This is a genomic window from Duganella flavida, from assembly GCF_009857445.1.
In the GTDB taxonomy this organism is placed as follows: domain Bacteria; phylum Pseudomonadota; class Gammaproteobacteria; order Burkholderiales; family Burkholderiaceae_D; genus Rugamonas; species Rugamonas flavida.
In genome coordinates this window covers 98,360-114,412 of record NZ_WWCN01000014.1, presented here as the reverse complement: position 1 = coordinate 114,412, position 16,053 = coordinate 98,360, and the positions used below count along the sequence as shown (strand labels likewise).

Below are 16,053 nucleotides of genomic sequence, written 5' to 3'. Positions count from 1 at the left end.
TCAAATGGACAAAGTGGAACTAAAGATTTTTCAAAAGTTCCGCAATGTCCAAATGACAGAGCTGACCCCGGGTTTTAGGCGAGGGCGGCGCGGCCTAGGGCTGGGTCGTCGGTGAAGAAGCCGTCGATGCCGGCGGCGATGTAGCGCTTCATTTCGGCGATAGAGCCCGCTTCGTGGCGGGCGAAGTCGCCGGCGTTGCTGCGGAAGTCGGTGGCGAGGAATTTGTTTTCGGGACGGAAGGTCCACGGTTCCACACGCAGGCCGGCTTTGTGGGCGTCTTCTACCAGCGAGCTTGGTTCGGCCAACGAGCCGTCTTTCTTCAACGGGATGACGGCGCGCGTTGGTGGGGCGACCACGTCGGCGTATTGGGCGATGTCGCGCAGGCCGGCTGGCGTCAGCATTTGGGCGAAGGTCAGTGTGCCACCTGCGGCTACTACGTCCATCGGACGCACGTTTTCGGTGATCACCAATTGCATCAGGCGCAGGTTGGCACGGCGGCCCAGCTTGCCTCGCAGGTATTTCAGGTTGGCGATTTCAAACGACTGGATTTCCACCGGGTTGCGGCGGGTGTAATCGTGCGCGCTCAAGATCGACAGGAAGCGGTCTTCCAGCGGCAGGCCGACGCTGGCGAAATACGTCGAGTGCTTCAGCTCCGGCACGATGCCGACGATGCGCCCGCGCGCCGCCGATTCGGCCGCCACGAAGTCGATGATTTCTTCAAACGTCAGCACCTGGAACATGCCGTTGTACTCGGCGCTGCCCGGACGGAATTGCGGGATGCGTTCCACTGCGCGCAGTGTTTTCAGCTCGGCCAGCGTGAAGTCGTCCACAAACCAGCCCTCGTGCGTTTCGCCGTCGATGGTTTTGCGGGTCTTGCGGCTGGCGAACTCGGGATGGCTGGCGACGTCGGTGGTCTCGCTCAAAAACGCTTCATGGCGCGCGACCAGTACGCCGTCCTTGGTGCTGACCAGATCCGGTTCGACGTAATCCGCACCATCGGCAATCGCTTTGGCATACGAAGCCAGTGTGTGCTCCGGACGCAGCGCGCTGGCGCCACGGTGGCCGAAGATCAGCGGCGTCTTGCCGCCGGCGCCGACCGGAGCGATGCCCGGCAGGCCGGACATATCCACATTACCGGCTGCGGCAGCCGTGCCGGCCGTCAGTGCGGTGACGCCCTTGGCCAGCACGGCGCTTGGCAGCAGCAGTGCGCCGCCGGCCACAGCCGCAGTCTGGATGAAGCCGCGACGCGAGAGTCGCTTAGGCAAATAAAGTGCGTTCATTAGAAGTCCGCCATCAAAGTCAGGAAGCCCTGACGTGGTGCGATCGGGAAGGTATTGTACGTGCCGCTGGCCGCGCCGACTACCACGTTCAGGTCGCCCGACTTGTTGGTCAGGTTGGTCACGTTCAGACGGTAGCGCGCGTTCTTGACCCAGCCGCCGTTCAGGAATGGCAGCTTGCCCGAGACGCCGAGGTTGGTCAGGAAGTAGCTCTTCACGAACAGGTCGTTGGTGTAGGTGGCGTAGCGCTTGCCGACGTAGTCGCCGCTCAGCTGGATTTCGGTGTCGGCCACGGTCAGGCTGGCGACGAATTTATCCATCCACTCCGGGCTGCCCGGTACTTTTTTGCCTGCGGTTTGCACAGTAGTGGTGCCGCTGACGTAGTTGTCGTCGTACTTGGACTGGTTGTACGACAGCGCGTTGTACAGCGAGAAGTTGCGGCCAAAGTGCAGGGTGCCGGAGAAGTCGATGCCGTTGGTCTTGACGCTACCCACGTTGGTCAGTACCGCCAGGTTGCCGCCAATGATGGAGGTGATCACCGAGGTCGGGCTGATCTGCAGCAGGCGGTCCTTGAAGTCGACGTGGTAGACGTTGACCTGGCCGTCAAACGCCGTCACGCCGCCCATGTCGACCTGGTGGCTGGTGCGCAGGCCGGCTTCGTAGGTGATCGAGGTTTCAGGCTTGGCAGTCGACTTGAACAGGTCGAACGCGCCCTGGCTCGACAAGCTCCACGGCGACACACCGCCGCCGCCGTAGGTGACGAACTGGCGCATGTTTTTCTGCACGTTGAAGAAAGCCTGGTCTTGCGCGGTGATATCCCAGCGGCCGCCGATCTGCGGCAGGAACCATTTCTTGGTGATGATTTCGCCCACTGGCAGCGCGGTCGAGTTGGCAATCGCGCCGTTCTTCGGCTGTACCGGGAACTGGCCATCGGCAAATTGCAGGCTCGACTTGAAGCCAGCTTGCAGCGCCACCACTGGCGACACGCGCCATTCATCCTGCAGGTGCAGCTGGGCGACTTTGTTGTCGATCTCGCTGCCGTACTGGGTGATCAGCGGATTGCTTGGACGGTCATATGGCGAGCTTGGATTGTTCACATCCAGCGCGTACCAGCGGCGGTAGGCCGACGAGCGGTTGTGCTCAAGCCAGAAGCCGGTCTGGATCTTGTGGTCGCCGATTTCGGTGTTCAGGGTCGACAGCCAGCCGTTGCGGTTGATCGCGTATTCGGTGGTACGGGTGGCGAAGCCCGAGTTGCCGAACACCTGTTTCAGGTTCTGGCCCGGGAAGTAGACCGAGAACAGTGCAGGCAAGCCCGCCACGCCGATCGGGCCAGCCACTACGCCGACGCCATCATCGTTATGGTAGTAGATCTGGTTCGACCACGAGGTGGTGTCGCTCAGGTTGGTGTCGAACTTGGCGTAGGTCAGGTAATCGGTACGCTGCGCATCGCTGTAGTAGTTGCGGTAGTTGTTGCCGTCCGCTGCAGGCGTGCCGCCGGTGGCCGACAGGTAGGCCAGCGCTTGCTGGAAGTTCGGGTACATGAACGGACGGGTGTACGGCTGGTACTTCTCGGTGGCCGAGTGCACGGTGCTGTCTTCGTTCGGTTCGATCTTGTCCGAGTAGGCGAAGTACAGGGTCAGCTTGCCAAGGTTGCTGTTGTTGATGAACTTGGCATTGACCTGGTCGCCGCCCTGGCGGCCCTGGAAGTCCCAGGCTTTTTGCTCGTGGTGCACAGCCGAGATGTAGGCGCTGTTGCCGTCGCCGAAGTTGCCGGTGTCGAAGCGGGCGTAGGTGCGCGAGGTGCTGTAGCTGCCCACGGTTTGCTGCACGGCGACGTTACGGTTCGGCAGCGGATTACTGGAGAAGGTTTCGATGGTGCCGCCCAGGTTGCTGGTCGAGGCGGTAGCCAGGTCGCCGGCGCCCGACGACAGGATCACGCGGCCGACGTTCTCGCTGGTGATGGCGCGCTGTGGCGACAGACCGTTGTAGTTACCGTATTGCTGGTCGCCCAGCGGCACGCCGTCCATGGTGTAGCCCAGTTGCTGGCCGCTGAAGCCGTGAATGAACAGCGACAGGTTTTGCTCGTTATTGCCCCACGGGTCGGCGGTCTGGAAGCTCACGCCCGGCAAGGTTTGCAGCGCTTTCAACGGATTCACGCCCGGCAGGATTTTCTGCATCTCGTTCTTGCCCAGCTCGACGGAGGAGCGGGTTTTGCGGGTGGCTACTTCTACGGTGGCGATCGGTGCGGCAGCAGCGGCTTCAATTTCCGGCGCATCGGCCACGTTAGCCATGTCGGCCACAGCGGCGGAAACGTTGGCGGCGATTGCCAGCATAGGGAGGCTCAGCGCCGCGAAGAGTTTCTTGTTCATGTCTTGTCCAGATTGGTGGATGAATAACGCTGGGCATCATATGTGGCGAGTGTGACCGGATCATGACCTGCGCACATGCGTTACACTGCTGTCTGGAAATAAGGAGAGCGCACGATGCGGAGAATTTTCTTGACGGCCTTGCCATTGGTGCTGGCGGCTTGCTCGATCGACCAGTCCAGGCTGGGTCATTTCGTCAACCAGACGGTGCAGCCCGGCATGCCGATGGAGCAGGCGCTGGTGCGCATGCAGGCCGAAGGCTTTTACTGCAATGTGGGTAGCGGCAGCGAGGCGGTGATTGCCTGTACCCGCGCATACCAGCGCTTGGTCCAAAAGAACTGTGTCGAGCGCGTCGATCTCGTGCGCAGCGCCACCAATGTCAAAACCCTGGGAGCAATTGATGTGCTGGAAGTGAAGTGTCCTCAATAATGAATCGTCCCCGCTTTTTGCCAGATAACTTTACGCTGGCGATGATCGCGACTGTGGTCGCGGCCAGTTTGTTCCCATGTCACGGCCAGGGCGCTGTGATTTTCAATGACATCACCCACGTGGCCGTATCGCTGCTGTTCTTCCTGCACGGCGCCAAGCTGTCGCGCGAGGCGGTGATTGCTGGTGTGACGCACTGGCGTTTGCACTTGCTGGTGCTGCTGTGTACCTTTGCCTTGTTCCCGCTGCTGGGCTTGCTGCTGAAGCCGGTGCTGACGCCGCTGGTGACGCCGGACCTGTATCTCGGTATCCTGTTCCTGTGCATGCTGCCATCCACCGTGCAATCGTCAATCGCCTTCACGGCGGCCGCGCGCGGCAATGTGCCGGCGGCGATTTGCAGTGCATCGGCCTCCAACCTGTTCGGCATTTTCATTACGCCGGTGCTGGTGGGTTTGCTGACGTCGGCGCAGATGCAGGGCGGTTCGCCGATGGAGTCGGCTTTGCAGATCGCCTTGCAGTTGCTGTTGCCGTTCATTGCTGGACAAGTGGCGCGGCGCTGGATTGGCGCGTGGGTGGAGAAGCATAAGCCGCTGACGCGCATGGTCGATCAAGGCTCGATTTTACTGGTGGTGTACACCGCGTTTAGCGAGGCGGTGGGGCAGGGCTTGTGGCATCAGGTATCGTGGGGCACGCTGGCCGGGCTGATGCTGATTAACGTGCTGCTGCTGGGGCTGGTGATGGGGATCAGCGCGCAGGCTGCGCGACGTCTCGGTTTCAACCGCGAGGACCGGATTGCGATTGTGTTTTGCGGTTCCAAGAAGAGCCTGGCCAGCGGCGTGCCGATGGCCAAGGTCCTGTTCGCAGGCGGCGCGTTGGGCGCCGTGGTGCTGCCGCTGATGCTGTTCCACCAGCTGCAGCTGATGGTCTGCGCCGTGCTGGCGCAGCGTTACGCGAAAGAATAAACTCCGGATTTTTTAGTGTTTGGCTTCGCCGGCTGGGATCAAGGTTTCGACCGGTGCGTCGCTGGTGAACAGTTGGGCGCAGTCGACTTTGTCGTACTCGTAGTGCAGGCCGCAGAAGTCGCAATTGACTGCTACCTGGCCGCGCTCGGCAATCACGCTTTCCACTTCTTCACGGCCCAGCATCTTCAGCATATTGCCGACTTTCTCGCGCGTGCAGCTGCAGTGGAATTGCGGATGCAGCGGATCGAACACGCGGATGGTCTCTTCCCAGAACAGGCGTTGGATCAGCACGTCGATGCCGGTGCTCAGCAGTTCTTCTTCTTTCAGGGTCGAGCCGAGGATCACGGCGCGGTTCCAGGTTTCCAATGCCTCTTCTTCGTTCAGCGGCGTGGCTTCTGCCTTGCCGCCGTGGTAAGGCAGCTTTTGCAGCAGCAGGCCGCGCGAGATGTTGTCGTCCGCCGCCAGCCACAGCTTGGTGTCCAGCTGTTCCGAACGCAGCATGTAGTTTTCAATGACGGTTGCCACATCATTACCGTCCAGCGGCACGATGCCTTGGTATGGCTGCTGGCCTGGCACTTTGTCCAGTGGATCGAGTGTGATCACGAAGCGGCCCTTGCCGTTGGCGTTCAGCAGCGAGGCCAGCGTGGCGTCGTCGGCCACTACTGCGTCCGGCGCCAGCTTGGCGGTGGCGCGCAGGCGCAGCTCGGCGTCGCACTCGACTACCAGCAGACTCACCGGACCATCGCCGTGGATCTGCATGATGATGGAGCCGTTGAATTTCAAATTGGCCGACAGCAGCGCTGCCGCAGCCGTCATCTGGCCCAACACTTTCTTGACCGGCGCCGGGTAGCTGTGACGGGACAGCACTTCGCGCCACGTCGCCGAAATGTCGATCAGCTCGCCGCGCACTGCAGCGTTATCGAAGATGAATTTTTGCAGGGTGTCCTGGCCAGTGGTGGTGGTGCTCATACTTGTTATCCGATCTTGTTGAGTTGCGTCTTGAACAGTTGACCGCGTTTGACGTAGTTGTCGGCGCTGCCTTGCAGGGCGGCGACTTCTTCCGCCGTCAGCTGGCGCACGGCTTTGGCCGGGGTGCCGATGATTAGCGAGTGGTCGGGGAATTCCTTGCCTTCCGTGACCAGCGCGCCGGCGCCGACCAGGCAGCCATTGCCGATCCTGGCGCCGTTTAAAATCACGGCCTGGATGCCGACCAGCGAACCGTCGCCTATGCTGCAGCCGTGCAGCATGGCTTGGTGGCCGATGGTCACATTGCGGCCCACGGTAAGCGGGTAGCCCATGTCCGTGTGCATGACCGTGCCTTCCTGCACATTGCTATTTTCGCCGATGGTGATACGCTCGTTATCGCCGCGCAGCGTGGCGCCGAACCACACCGAGCTGTGCTCGTGCAGGCTGACCTTGCCAATTACGGTGGCATTATCGGCAACAAATGACGATGCAGCGATCTCGGGCGTGTGATCGCCTAGTTGGTAAATAGACATTGGAAACCTGCTTGTGTACGGTGGGATGGCGCTATTTTACGCTGGCTTTGTGTTTCAGCAGCTATCGAACGGTCGTGCTATTATTTTGCTTTGCCGCCAGCAAGGTTCCGATATGGGCGCTGGCACCGGATTTTCAAGGACAGATATGAGCACGCATAAACCTTCCCGTTCCGAATTCCTGACCATTCGCGGCCTGCGCTGCCACGTGCGCCACTGGGGCGAGGAGGGTGCGCCCAAGCTGTTCATGATGCATGGCTGGATGGATGTGGGCGCGTCGTTTCAGTTCGTGGTGGATGAGCTCAAGGGCGACTACCACGTGATCGCGCCGGACTGGCGCGGCTTCGGCCTGTCGCAGCGCAACGGCCTCGATACTTACTGGTTCCCTGATTATCTGGCCGACCTCGACGCCATCCTGCGCCATTACTCGCCGGATCAGGCGGTGGATCTGCTGGGCCACAGCATGGGCGGCAACATCGTTGGCCTGTATGCGGGCGCGCGTCCGGAGCGGATTCGCAAGCTGATCAATCTGGAAGGCGCAGGCCTGCGCTCGTCCAAGCCGGAGCAGGCGCCGGGCCGCTACGCCAAGTGGATGGACAGCGTGCTGGAAAAGCACGAGATGCGCGGCTATCCAAATCAAGCCGCCGTTGCCGCGCGCCTGCAAAAAACCAATCCACGCCTGAGCGACGACAAAGCCGCCTTCCTGGCGCAGCACTGGTCGGCGCAGAACGATGCGGGTGAATGGGAAATCCTCGGCGACCCGGTGCACAAGCAAGCCGGCCCGCTGCCGTACCATGTCGACGACGTGATGGCTTGCTGGAGCGCGATCACCGCGCCCGTGCTGTGGGTGGAAGCCGATCAGACCAATATGTGGGACTGGATGGGCGCCAAGCCTGCAGGCCGCGTCGAGCTTGAACGCCGCCTCGACCACCTGCGCGACGTCACCAAGAAAATGGTGCACGACGCCGGGCACATGCTGCACCACGACCAGCCGGCCGAACTGGCGCAGATGATCGAGGAATTCCTCGCCCGTTAAGTATCGCTTGCCATGCGTTTGCTTTTTCGGCATGATTAAACGCATGAATTCCATTCACGCCACCGACAAGCAAAGCAGCCACGCTGCTGCTGGTGGCGCACGCTCCAACATTATTCGAATTATTCAGGGTCGCTGAGCTGCGGCGGTTTGCCGGTGCTTGGCGTCCCGGAGACACGCGTAGTCCCCTTTGAATAATCCGTTTGGAGCCTCTCATGACGCCTTACCCATCGCTGTCCGACATCCACGCCACCGCTGAACGTTTGAGCGGCAAGGTCCTGCACACGCCCGTGTGGCGCTGGCAGACCGGCATCATTGAAGAACAATTCCCCACTACCGAAGTCTGGCTCAAGCTGGAGCTGTTCCAGAAGACCGGCACCTTCAAGCTGCGCGGCGCGCTCAACAACATCGCGGCGATGGATGCGGCGGCGCGCGAGTGTGGCGTGGTGGCGGTTAGTGCTGGTAATCACGCCATCGCGGTGGCGTACACGGCGCGGCTGGCTGGTTGCAGCGCCAAGGTAGTGATGCCGCAGCATGCGAATCCGGCGCGCGTTGCCGCTTGCCGCGAACACGGCGCTGAGGTGGTGCTAATGGCCGACATGCACACGGCCTTCGCTCGTGGCGACCAGCTGGTGCGGGAGGAGGGCCGCACCATGCTGCATCCCTACGATGGCCCGCTGACGGCGCAAGGTACCGGCACGGTCGGGCTGGAACTGATGCAGCAAGTACCGGGGTTGGATGCGGTGGTGGTGCCAGTGGGCGGCGGTGGCCTGTTGGCCGGCATCAGCGCCGCCGTGCGCCAGATCAATCCGCGTTGCGAGGTGTATGGCGTGGAGCCGTTCGGCGCTGATGCGCTGTACCGCAGCATGCAGGCCGGCGCGCCCGCCAAGCTGGAACGCATCGACACGGTGGCCGACAGTCTCGGCGCGCCGTATGCGATGGATTACAGCTTCAACGTCTGCCGCCGCTTCGTCAGCGAGGTGGTGCGCGTGACGGATGACGAAATCTGCCTCGCCATGCTGCACCTGTTCCGCGACGCCAAACTGGTGGCCGAACCAGCCGCCGCCGTCGCCACGGCGGGCCTGATGGGACCGCTGCGCGAGCGGCTCGAAGGCAAGCGCGTGGCCTTGCTGGTGTGCGGCTCCAACATCGATCCCGTCCGTTTTGCAGAGCTGCTGGCACGCGGGGCACGCGTGCGCGACGGGGCCTTGCATGAGATGGGGCAAGGCAGCGTACAATGACAGTTATGAAAGTTGATCTGCATTGTCACTCCAACGTCTCTGATGGCGTTCTTGCTCCTGCTGCCGTGGCGGAAACTGCCTGCAAGGCCGGCGTCGACGTCTGGGCGCTTACCGACCACGATGAAGTGCGCGGCATTCCTGCCGCGCGTGCTGCTGCCGAGGCGCAGGGCATGCGCTTCGTTACCGGCGTCGAGATTTCCATCACCTGGGCCAAGGAAACTGTCCACATCGTCGGCCTGCAGATTGACGAGAACAACCAGGCGCTGGTTGACGGCCTGGCCTGCACCCGCTCCGGCCGCGACAACCGTGGCCGCGAGATCGCCAACCAGCTGGCGCTGGTCGGCATTGAAGGCGCTTACGAAGGCGCTTTGAAATACGTCGGCAATCCAGACCTGATGTCGCGCACCCATTTTGCGCGCTTCCTGGTTGAGATTGGCGCCTGCGCTAGCACGGCCGAGGTGTTCAAGAAGTATCTGTCCGAAGGTAAGCCGGGCTACGTGCCGCATTGCTGGGCTTCGCTGGAGCAGTCGGTGCAATGGATACGCGGTGCTGGCGGTATCGCCGTGATCGCGCACCCGGGCCGCTACCGCTTCACGCAGCTGGCGCAGGGCGAGCTGTTCAGCGAATTCAAGCAGCTGGGCGGCACCGCCATCGAGGTGGTCACCGGTAGCCACACGCCCGATCAATATCCTGAATATGCGCAGTTGGCAAATCATTACGGCTTCCTCGCGTCGCGTGGCACCGATTTCCATGCGCCGGGCGAGTCGCGCGTTGATTTTGCCGCGCTGCCGCCGCTGCCTGCCAACGTCACGCCGGTCTGGCACGACTGGTTCTGATCCGGTAATTTTGCCCGCCGATTACCGGCCGCATGTAAGTAGCTGTATCTTGATTTTGCGTAAGTCCGGTCTTATCTTATGATTTCGGCAAATTGTCCGTACCGGAGACCCTTATGAAACGCATTGTCTTGTTCATCGCCACCAACCTCGCAGTGATGCTGGTGCTATCCATCGTCCTGTCGCTGCTGGGCATCGGCCGTCCGGGCTCGGGTAGTACGCTGCAGCTGGGCAGCCTGCTGGCATTTTCGCTAGTGGTCGGTTTTACCGGCGCCATCTTCTCGCTGTTGATTTCCAAGCCGATGGCCAAGTGGTCGACCGGCGCGCGCGTGATCGACAACCCATCCAACTCCACCGAACTGTGGCTGGTGAATACCGTCAAGGCGCTGTCCGAGCGCGCCGGCATCGGCATGCCGCAAGTGGCGGTGTACGAGGGCGAGCCAAATGCATTTGCCACCGGCGCGTTCAAGAACTCGGCGCTGGTCGCCGTCTCCACCGGCCTGCTGCAAAGCATGAACCGCGACGAGGTGGAAGCTGTGCTCGGCCACGAAGTCGCCCACATTGCCAATGGCGATATGGTAACCATGACCCTGATCCAGGGCGTGACCAATACCTTCGTGGTGTTCCTGGCGCGTATCGTCGGCTTCTTCGTCGACAGCATGCTCAACAAGAATGAAGAGCGTCGCGGTCCCGGTATTGGCTACATGATTACCGTGTTCGTGTGCGAGATCGTGTTCGGCCTGCTGGCTTCGCTGATCGTGGCCTGGTTCTCGCGCCAGCGCGAATTCCGTGCCGACGCCGGTTCGGCCAAGCTGCTGGGCAGCACCGTGCCGATGCAGCACGCACTGGCACGCCTGAATGGCGTAGAGCCGGGCGCACTGCCGCAGTCGTTTGCAGCGTCGGGCATCAGCGCCGGCCGTGGCGGCTGGGGCGCGCTGTTCTCGACCCACCCGCCATTCGAGGAGCGTATCGCTGCCTTGCGTAGCGTACAATCTTAGGCATGAGCCAATTCTTCCAGATCCATCCGGTCAATCCGCAGGCGCGCCTGATCAAGCAGGCAGCGCAGATCATCCACGGCGGCGGCATCGTCGCCGTGCCGACCGATTCCTGCTATGCGCTGGTATGCCATCTGGACGACAAGGGCGCGGTCGAGCGCCTGCGCCGCCTACGCGGCATCGACGAGAAACACCACCTGACCCTGCTGTGCCGCGATTTGAGCGAACTGGGCGTGTATGCCCGCGTGGACAACCGCCAGTTCCGCCTGCTGAAGGCGGCCACGCCGGGGCCGTTTACTTTTATTCTCGAAGCGACCAAGTGCGTGCCGCGCCGGCTGTCCCATCCATCGCGCAAGACGATCGGGCTGCGGGTGCCGGAAGACGCCATCATCAACGCCTTGCTGTCCGAACTGGACCAGCCGCTGCTGGGCACCACGCTGATCATGCCGGATGAAATCGATCCGCTGAATGACGCCGACGAGATTTGCGCGCGCCTCGGCAAGCAGCTGGAGCTGATCATCGACGGCGGCGCCTGTAGCATGGAGCCGACCACGGTGATCGACCTGACCGGCCCTGATGCCGAGCTGGTCCGCCAAGGCCGCGGCGACGCCACCGCGTTCGGACTCTGACCCTCTGGTAAAATCCCGCCCTATGGATATTGATAGTATTGTTCAGACCGCAACGGTCTACGCCATCCCTGTGCTTTTTGCAATTTCCCTGCATGAAGCTGCACACGGATATGTCGCCCGCTACTTCGGCGACTCCACCGCCGCCGATCTCGGCCGCCTCACCGCCAACCCGCTCAAGCATATTGACCTGTTTGGAACCATCTTGCTGCCGCTGTTCCTGGCGCTGATCAAGCTGCCGCCGCTGGGCTTTGCCAAGCCGGTCCCGGTAGACTTTGGTAACCTGCGCAATCCGAAAAAGCATATGGCCTTTGTGGCCGCTGCCGGCCCGGCTGCCAATTTTGCCATGGGCATGGGCTGGATGCTGTTGTGGGTGGTGTGCACGCACGTGTTCGTTCTGCCGGGCGATGACTTTTTCGTCAACATGACCAAGGCTGGTATCGGCGTGAATTCCGCCATGTGCGTGTTCAACCTGATTCCGCTGCCGCCGCTGGATGGCGGCCGTATCGTCACAGGTCTGCTGCCGATGTCGCTGGCACGCCCGTATGCGCGTATCGAACGTTATGGCATGTTCGTGTTTCTCGGCCTGGTCGTGCTGCTGCAGATCGGCGTGCTGAACGGCCCGCTGGTCGCCGGCATGCACCTGCTGCAGGGCATCTGGTACGACTTGTCGTATCCGCTACGAGCACTGTTTAGCTGAGGCCGACTATGTATCCCGATCGCGTAGTATCCGGCATGCGTCCCACAGGCACCATGCATTTGGGCCATTACCACGGCGCGCTGAAAAACTGGATCAAGATGCAGACCGAGCTGCCGTGTCTGTTCTTCGTGGCCGATTGGCACGCGCTGACCACGCACTACGATGACCCCACCGTCATCGAGCGCAGCACCTGGGACATGGTGGTCGACTGGCTGGCCGCCGGCATCGACCCGTCACAATCGACCATCTTCATCCAGTCGCGCGTGCCCGAGCATGCTGAGCTGCACCTGCTACTGTCGATGGCCACGCCGCTGGGCTGGCTCGAACGCGTGCCGACCTACAAGGACCAGATCGAGAACCTGGCCAATAAAGACCTCGCAACCTACGGCTTCCTCGGCTATCCACTGCTGCAAGCTGCAGACGTGCTGATCTATCGCGCCAGCCAGGTGCCGGTCGGCGAAGACCAAGTGCCACACATCGAAATGATGCGCGAAATTGCGCGCCGTTTTAACCACTTGTACGGCAAAGAAAAAGGTTTCGAAGAGAAGGCGCAGGAAGCTGTGAAAAAGCTCGGCAGCAAGCGCGCCAAGCTCTACAACGAACTGCGTACCGAGTACCAGCAAGACGGCAAGGACGAAGCGCTGGAGCAAGCCAAGGCCATGCTGGACGACGCCCAGAGCTTGTCGATGGGCGACCGCGAGCGCCTGTTCGGATACCTCGAAGGCAGCCGCAAGCTGATCCTGGTTGAGCCGCAAGCGCGCCTGACCGAAGCCTCGCGCCTGCCGGGTCTGGACGGTCGCAAGATGTCCAAGAGCTACGGCAACGCCATTGCCCTGCGCGAGGACAAGGACTCGGTCAGCAAGAAAATCAAGACCATGCCGACCGACCCGGCGCGCGTGCGCCGCACCGACGTTGGCGACCCAGCCCGCTGCCCGGTCTGGCAATTCCACCAGGTATATTCCGACCAGCCGACCCAAGAATGGGTGGTGAAAGGCTGTAAATCGGCCGGCATTGGCTGCATTGAATGCAAACAGCCCGTCATCGACGCCATCATCAAAGAACAGGAGCCGATGCACGAGCGCGCCCAGCCGTATCTGGACGATCCGTCGCTGGTGCGCGCCATCGTTGCCGACGGCAACGACGCGGCCCGTAAACTGGCGCTGGAAACCATGCGCGACGTGCGCGAGGCGATGGGCCTGGCTTACACGTAAATCGGGGTAAAACTATGAGCGATCAAATTTCCCCTTGGGTGCAGCGTTATGCACCGCTGGTACCCGGTGGCGCGGTGCTGGACCTGGCCTGCGGCAGCGGCCGCCACTCGCGCCACATGGCGGCGCTGGGCCATGAAGTGGTGGCGGTGGATCGTGATCCTGCGGCGCTGGCAGCGACCTGCGGTCCAGGCATTACCACCAGCGCCATCGATCTGGAAGAAGAGGGCGTGGCCTGGCCGTTTGGTCCGCAGCGATTCGCCGGTATCGTGGTGACAAACTATCTGCATCGCCCTCTAATTGCCGAGATGCTGGACAGCCTGGCGCCAAATGGCGTGCTGATTTATGAGACTTTCGCTGATGGCAATGCGCAGTTCGGCAAGCCGTCCAACCCGGCATTTTTACTGCAGCCGGGCGAACTGCTGGAACTGGCGCGTGCCCACGGTTTGCGCGTGGTAGCCTTTGAAGACGGCGTGATTACCGCCCCAAAAGCTGCCATGGTGCAACGACTCTGCGCCGTGAAGCCTGATTTTCCCCGAGAGGCGGCTCTATTACCGCCATTTTGAGCGTCGATTTCTGCCCCCGGATGCACCACGGGCGCAACCTATCGACTACAATCACCTTTTTAATACTTTACGCAGTGGTTTCCTATGATTAAGGGCAGCATCGTAGCAATCGTCACCCCGATGCACGCAGACGGCAGTCTGGACTTTGAGGGTTTGAATCAGCTGATCGACTGGCACATCGCCGAAGGTACGGACAGCATCGTCATCGCCGGCACCACCGGTGAATCGGCCACCGTGAGCGTGGAAGAGCACTGTGCGCTGATCAAGGCGACCGTTGCGCACGCCAAGGGCCGCATCCCTATCATCGCTGGCGCTGGCGCCAACTCGACCGCAGAAGCGATCAAGCTGACCCACTACGCCAAGGAAGCCGGTGCGGACGCCACCCTGCAAGTGGTGCCGTACTACAACCGTCCTACCCAGGAAGGCATGTACCAGCACTTCAAGGCCATCGCCGAAGCGGTGGACCTGCCGGTGATCCTGTATAACGTGCCGGGCCGTACCGTGGCCGACATGAGCAACGACACCATCCTGCGCCTGGCGGAAATCCCGAACATCATCGGTGTGAAAGACGCAACCGGCAACATCGCCCGCGGCTACGACCTGCTGCGCCTGGCGCCAAAATCGTTCGCCGTGTACTCGGGTGATGATCCGACCGCCATGGCCCTGATGCTGGCCGGCGGCGCCGGCAACATCTCGGTCACCGCCAACGTGGCGCCGCGTGCCATGGCCGATATGTGCCGCGCCGCGATTGCCGGCGATATTGCCACCGCGCTGGCGCTGAACAATAAAGTCTTCCCGTTGCACCAGAAGCTGTTCATTGAACCGAATCCGGTGCCAGTCAAGTGGGCTCTGGCGGAAATGGGCAAGATGCCAGCCGGCATCCGCCTGCCGCTGGTGCCGCTGGCGGACGATTGCCATGCAGCCGTCCGCTCGGCATTGCAAGAATCCGGCGTCCTGTAAAAACCCGTAGCAACGAGCACACGTCCCGACTCGCGTCGGATCATATTTTGCTGCACTTTAGCTTCTTAAACAGTAACGACATGACTATTCGCAAGACAGCTTTTATTTCCTCGCAGCGCGCGCTGGCAGTTGGCGCCATCGTGGCCACCGTGACCAGCCTGAGCGGCTGCGGCATGATCAGCTCGGTTGTTGGTAACGACAAAGTCGATTACAAGTCGGCCAAGAAGGCCAGCACGCTGGACGTGCCGCCGGACCTGACGCAATTGCAGAAGGATAACCGCTACTCGCTGCCGGACTCGAACAACGGCGTGGCCACCGCTTCCGGCTACAACGCCTCCAAAGCAGTGCAGTCGGGCGCCCTGACCACCAACACAGTGGTAATCCCGGGCCAGCCGACTGCCGGCACCGTGGCGCAAACCACGCTGAGCGATATCAAGGTCGAGCGCGACGGCAACCAGCGCTGGCTGGTGATCAAGCAAACGCCAGAGCAACTGTGGCCGCAGCTGAAGCAGTTCTGGGAAGATTCGGGCTTCACGCTGGCGCAGGAACTGCCAGCCGCCGGCATCATGGAAACCGAATGGAATGAAAACCGCGCCAAGATTCCGCAGGATTTCATCCGCAACACCATCGGTAAAGTGTTTGATTCGGTGTATTCGAGCGGCGAGCGCGACAAGTTCCGCACCCGCATCGAGCGCCGTGCGGACGGTTCGAGCGAGATTTACATCAGCCATCGTGGCGTGCAGGAAGTCTCGGTTGGCGCCGAGAAGGAAAGCACCAAATGGGCTGCCCGTCCTAACGACCCAGGCCTGGAAGCAGAATTCCTGGCGCGCCTGCTGAACAAGCTGGGCAATGGCACCGAGCAGCTGGCGCAAGCCAAGACCGCTGTGGAAGGCGCAATTGTGCAGCCTCAGCACGCTTCGCTGGTGGGTGCTGGCGCCGACCGCGCCGTGCAGGTGGACGAGGGCTTCGACCGCGCCTGGCGCCGTGTAGGCTTGGCGCTGGACCGCGCTGGCTTCACCGTGGAAGACCGTGACCGTACCCAAGGTATTTACTTCGTGCGTTATATCAACGATGCGACCGAAACCAAAGGCTTCTTCAGCAAGCTGTTTAGCTGGGGCTCGTCGTCGGAAGAGGAAAAAGAGGCGCAGCGTTATCGTATTTCGGTAAAAGCCAGCGAAGGCAATACCAGTGTGGTGAAAGTCCAGAGCAATGCTGGTCAGCCTGAAACCGGTGCCGTAGGCGATAAAATCATTACCTTGCTGCATGAGCAGTTAAAGTAAATTAAAAAGCCGGCATAAGCCGGCTTTTTTTATGTCCCGAAATAATCTCGTTACAAAGTGGTACAAATCTCGGGACGAAAAAAA

General features: G+C 61.4%; 16 protein-coding genes. 12 read left to right on the top strand and 4 right to left on the bottom strand.

From position 1 onward, the window contains the following. Positions 1–74: 74 nt before the first annotated feature. Both GTP46_RS21170 and GTP46_RS21165 read right to left on the bottom strand, forming a co-directional pair. A complete protein-coding gene (locus tag GTP46_RS21170) occupies positions 75–1,280 on the bottom strand; it encodes a glycerophosphodiester phosphodiesterase (protein ID WP_161008605.1) in 1,206 nt (401 codons plus the stop codon). After that, the gene (locus GTP46_RS21165) at positions 1,280–3,646 is read right to left on the bottom strand and encodes a TonB-dependent receptor (protein WP_161008604.1); all 2,367 of its coding nucleotides are present in this window, start codon (positions 3,644–3,646) and stop codon (positions 1,280–1,282) included. The genes GTP46_RS21170 and GTP46_RS21165 overlap by 1 nt, the downstream gene beginning before the upstream one ends. A gap of 114 nt (positions 3,647–3,760) precedes the next feature. Between GTP46_RS21165 and GTP46_RS21160 the strand changes: the two genes are divergently transcribed. Continuing rightward, positions 3,761–4,072: a hypothetical protein gene (locus GTP46_RS21160; RefSeq protein WP_161008603.1), complete on the top strand. Its 312-nt coding sequence runs from the start codon at positions 3,761–3,763 to the stop codon at positions 4,070–4,072. Continuing rightward, on the top strand, positions 4,072–5,031 hold the full coding sequence (locus GTP46_RS21155; RefSeq protein WP_161008602.1) for a bile acid:sodium symporter family protein: 960 nt from the start codon (positions 4,072–4,074) through the stop codon (positions 5,029–5,031). The genes GTP46_RS21160 and GTP46_RS21155 overlap by 1 nt, the downstream gene beginning before the upstream one ends. 12 nt (positions 5,032–5,043) lie before the next feature. On the opposite strand, the gene hslO is transcribed toward GTP46_RS21155, so the two are convergent. Both hslO and GTP46_RS21145 read right to left on the bottom strand, forming a co-directional pair. Then, positions 5,044–6,000, bottom strand: a complete 957-nt coding sequence (gene hslO / locus GTP46_RS21150; protein ID WP_161008601.1) for an Hsp33 family molecular chaperone HslO — start codon at positions 5,998–6,000, stop codon at positions 5,044–5,046. Between the two features lie 5 nt (positions 6,001–6,005). Next, positions 6,006–6,530 (bottom strand): gamma carbonic anhydrase family protein, encoded by a 525-nt coding sequence (locus GTP46_RS21145; RefSeq protein ID WP_161008600.1) that lies wholly within the window; start codon positions 6,528–6,530, stop codon positions 6,006–6,008. A gap of 145 nt (positions 6,531–6,675) precedes the next feature. Between GTP46_RS21145 and GTP46_RS21140 the strand changes: the two genes are divergently transcribed. The 10 genes from GTP46_RS21140 (at position 6,676) to bamC (ending at position 15,969) form a co-directional block, all read left to right on the top strand. After that, the gene (locus GTP46_RS21140; RefSeq protein ID WP_161008599.1) at positions 6,676–7,563 is read left to right on the top strand and encodes an alpha/beta fold hydrolase; all 888 of its coding nucleotides are present in this window, start codon (positions 6,676–6,678) and stop codon (positions 7,561–7,563) included. A 212-nt stretch (positions 7,564–7,775) separates the two neighbouring features. Further along, a complete protein-coding gene (locus GTP46_RS21135; protein WP_161008598.1) occupies positions 7,776–8,801 on the top strand; it encodes a threonine ammonia-lyase in 1,026 nt (341 codons plus the stop codon). After that, a complete protein-coding gene (locus tag GTP46_RS21130) occupies positions 8,798–9,637 on the top strand; it encodes a 3',5'-nucleoside bisphosphate phosphatase (protein WP_161008597.1) in 840 nt (279 codons plus the stop codon). Before GTP46_RS21135 ends, GTP46_RS21130 begins: the two co-directional genes overlap by 4 nt. A 113-nt stretch (positions 9,638–9,750) precedes the next feature. Continuing rightward, positions 9,751–10,632 (top strand): protease HtpX, encoded by an 882-nt coding sequence (htpX, locus tag GTP46_RS21125; RefSeq protein WP_161008596.1) that lies wholly within the window; start codon positions 9,751–9,753, stop codon positions 10,630–10,632. A gap of 2 nt (positions 10,633–10,634) precedes the next feature. Further along, entirely contained in the window at positions 10,635–11,258 is a 624-nt protein-coding gene (locus tag GTP46_RS21120) for an L-threonylcarbamoyladenylate synthase (protein ID WP_161008595.1), read from the top strand. 22 nt (positions 11,259–11,280) lie between these two features. After that, entirely contained in the window at positions 11,281–11,955 is a 675-nt protein-coding gene (locus GTP46_RS21115; protein ID WP_161008594.1) for a site-2 protease family protein, read from the top strand. An 8-nt stretch (positions 11,956–11,963) separates the two neighbouring features. After that, on the top strand, positions 11,964–13,166 hold the full coding sequence (locus GTP46_RS21110; RefSeq protein WP_161008593.1) for a tryptophan--tRNA ligase: 1,203 nt from the start codon (positions 11,964–11,966) through the stop codon (positions 13,164–13,166). A gap of 14 nt (positions 13,167–13,180) precedes the next feature. Next, the gene (locus tag GTP46_RS21105; protein WP_161008592.1) at positions 13,181–13,729 is read left to right on the top strand and encodes a class I SAM-dependent methyltransferase; all 549 of its coding nucleotides are present in this window, start codon (positions 13,181–13,183) and stop codon (positions 13,727–13,729) included. Between the two features lie 84 nt (positions 13,730–13,813). Continuing rightward, the gene (gene dapA, locus GTP46_RS21100) at positions 13,814–14,689 is read left to right on the top strand and encodes a 4-hydroxy-tetrahydrodipicolinate synthase (protein WP_161008591.1); all 876 of its coding nucleotides are present in this window, start codon (positions 13,814–13,816) and stop codon (positions 14,687–14,689) included. Between the two features lie 149 nt (positions 14,690–14,838). Beyond that, a complete protein-coding gene (gene bamC / locus GTP46_RS21095) occupies positions 14,839–15,969 on the top strand; it encodes an NlpB/DapX family lipoprotein (protein ID WP_161008706.1) in 1,131 nt (376 codons plus the stop codon). Positions 15,970–16,053 lie beyond the last annotated feature (84 nt).

Bases quoted from the DNA above. Each gene is read 5' to 3' on its own strand.
- GTP46_RS21170 (WP_161008605.1), bottom strand. From the start codon at position 1,280: ATGAACGCACTTTATTTGCCTAAGCGACTCTCGCGTCGCGGCTTCATC.
- GTP46_RS21165 (WP_161008604.1), bottom strand. From the start codon at position 3,646: ATGAACAAGAAACTCTTCGCGGCGCTGAGCCTCCCTATGCTGGCAATC.
- GTP46_RS21160 (WP_161008603.1), top strand. From the start codon at position 3,761: ATGCGGAGAATTTTCTTGACGGCCTTGCCATTGGTGCTGGCGGCTTGC.
- GTP46_RS21155 (WP_161008602.1), top strand. From the start codon at position 4,072: ATGAATCGTCCCCGCTTTTTGCCAGATAACTTTACGCTGGCGATGATC.
- hslO (WP_161008601.1), bottom strand. From the start codon at position 6,000: ATGAGCACCACCACCACTGGCCAGGACACCCTGCAAAAATTCATCTTC.
- GTP46_RS21145 (WP_161008600.1), bottom strand. From the start codon at position 6,530: ATGTCTATTTACCAACTAGGCGATCACACGCCCGAGATCGCTGCATCG.
- GTP46_RS21140 (WP_161008599.1), top strand. From the start codon at position 6,676: ATGAGCACGCATAAACCTTCCCGTTCCGAATTCCTGACCATTCGCGGC.
- GTP46_RS21135 (WP_161008598.1), top strand. From the start codon at position 7,776: ATGACGCCTTACCCATCGCTGTCCGACATCCACGCCACCGCTGAACGT.
- GTP46_RS21130 (WP_161008597.1), top strand. From the start codon at position 8,798: ATGACAGTTATGAAAGTTGATCTGCATTGTCACTCCAACGTCTCTGAT.
- htpX (WP_161008596.1), top strand. From the start codon at position 9,751: ATGAAACGCATTGTCTTGTTCATCGCCACCAACCTCGCAGTGATGCTG.
- GTP46_RS21120 (WP_161008595.1), top strand. From the start codon at position 10,635: ATGAGCCAATTCTTCCAGATCCATCCGGTCAATCCGCAGGCGCGCCTG.
- GTP46_RS21115 (WP_161008594.1), top strand. From the start codon at position 11,281: ATGGATATTGATAGTATTGTTCAGACCGCAACGGTCTACGCCATCCCT.
- GTP46_RS21110 (WP_161008593.1), top strand. From the start codon at position 11,964: ATGTATCCCGATCGCGTAGTATCCGGCATGCGTCCCACAGGCACCATG.
- GTP46_RS21105 (WP_161008592.1), top strand. From the start codon at position 13,181: ATGAGCGATCAAATTTCCCCTTGGGTGCAGCGTTATGCACCGCTGGTA.
- dapA (WP_161008591.1), top strand. From the start codon at position 13,814: ATGATTAAGGGCAGCATCGTAGCAATCGTCACCCCGATGCACGCAGAC.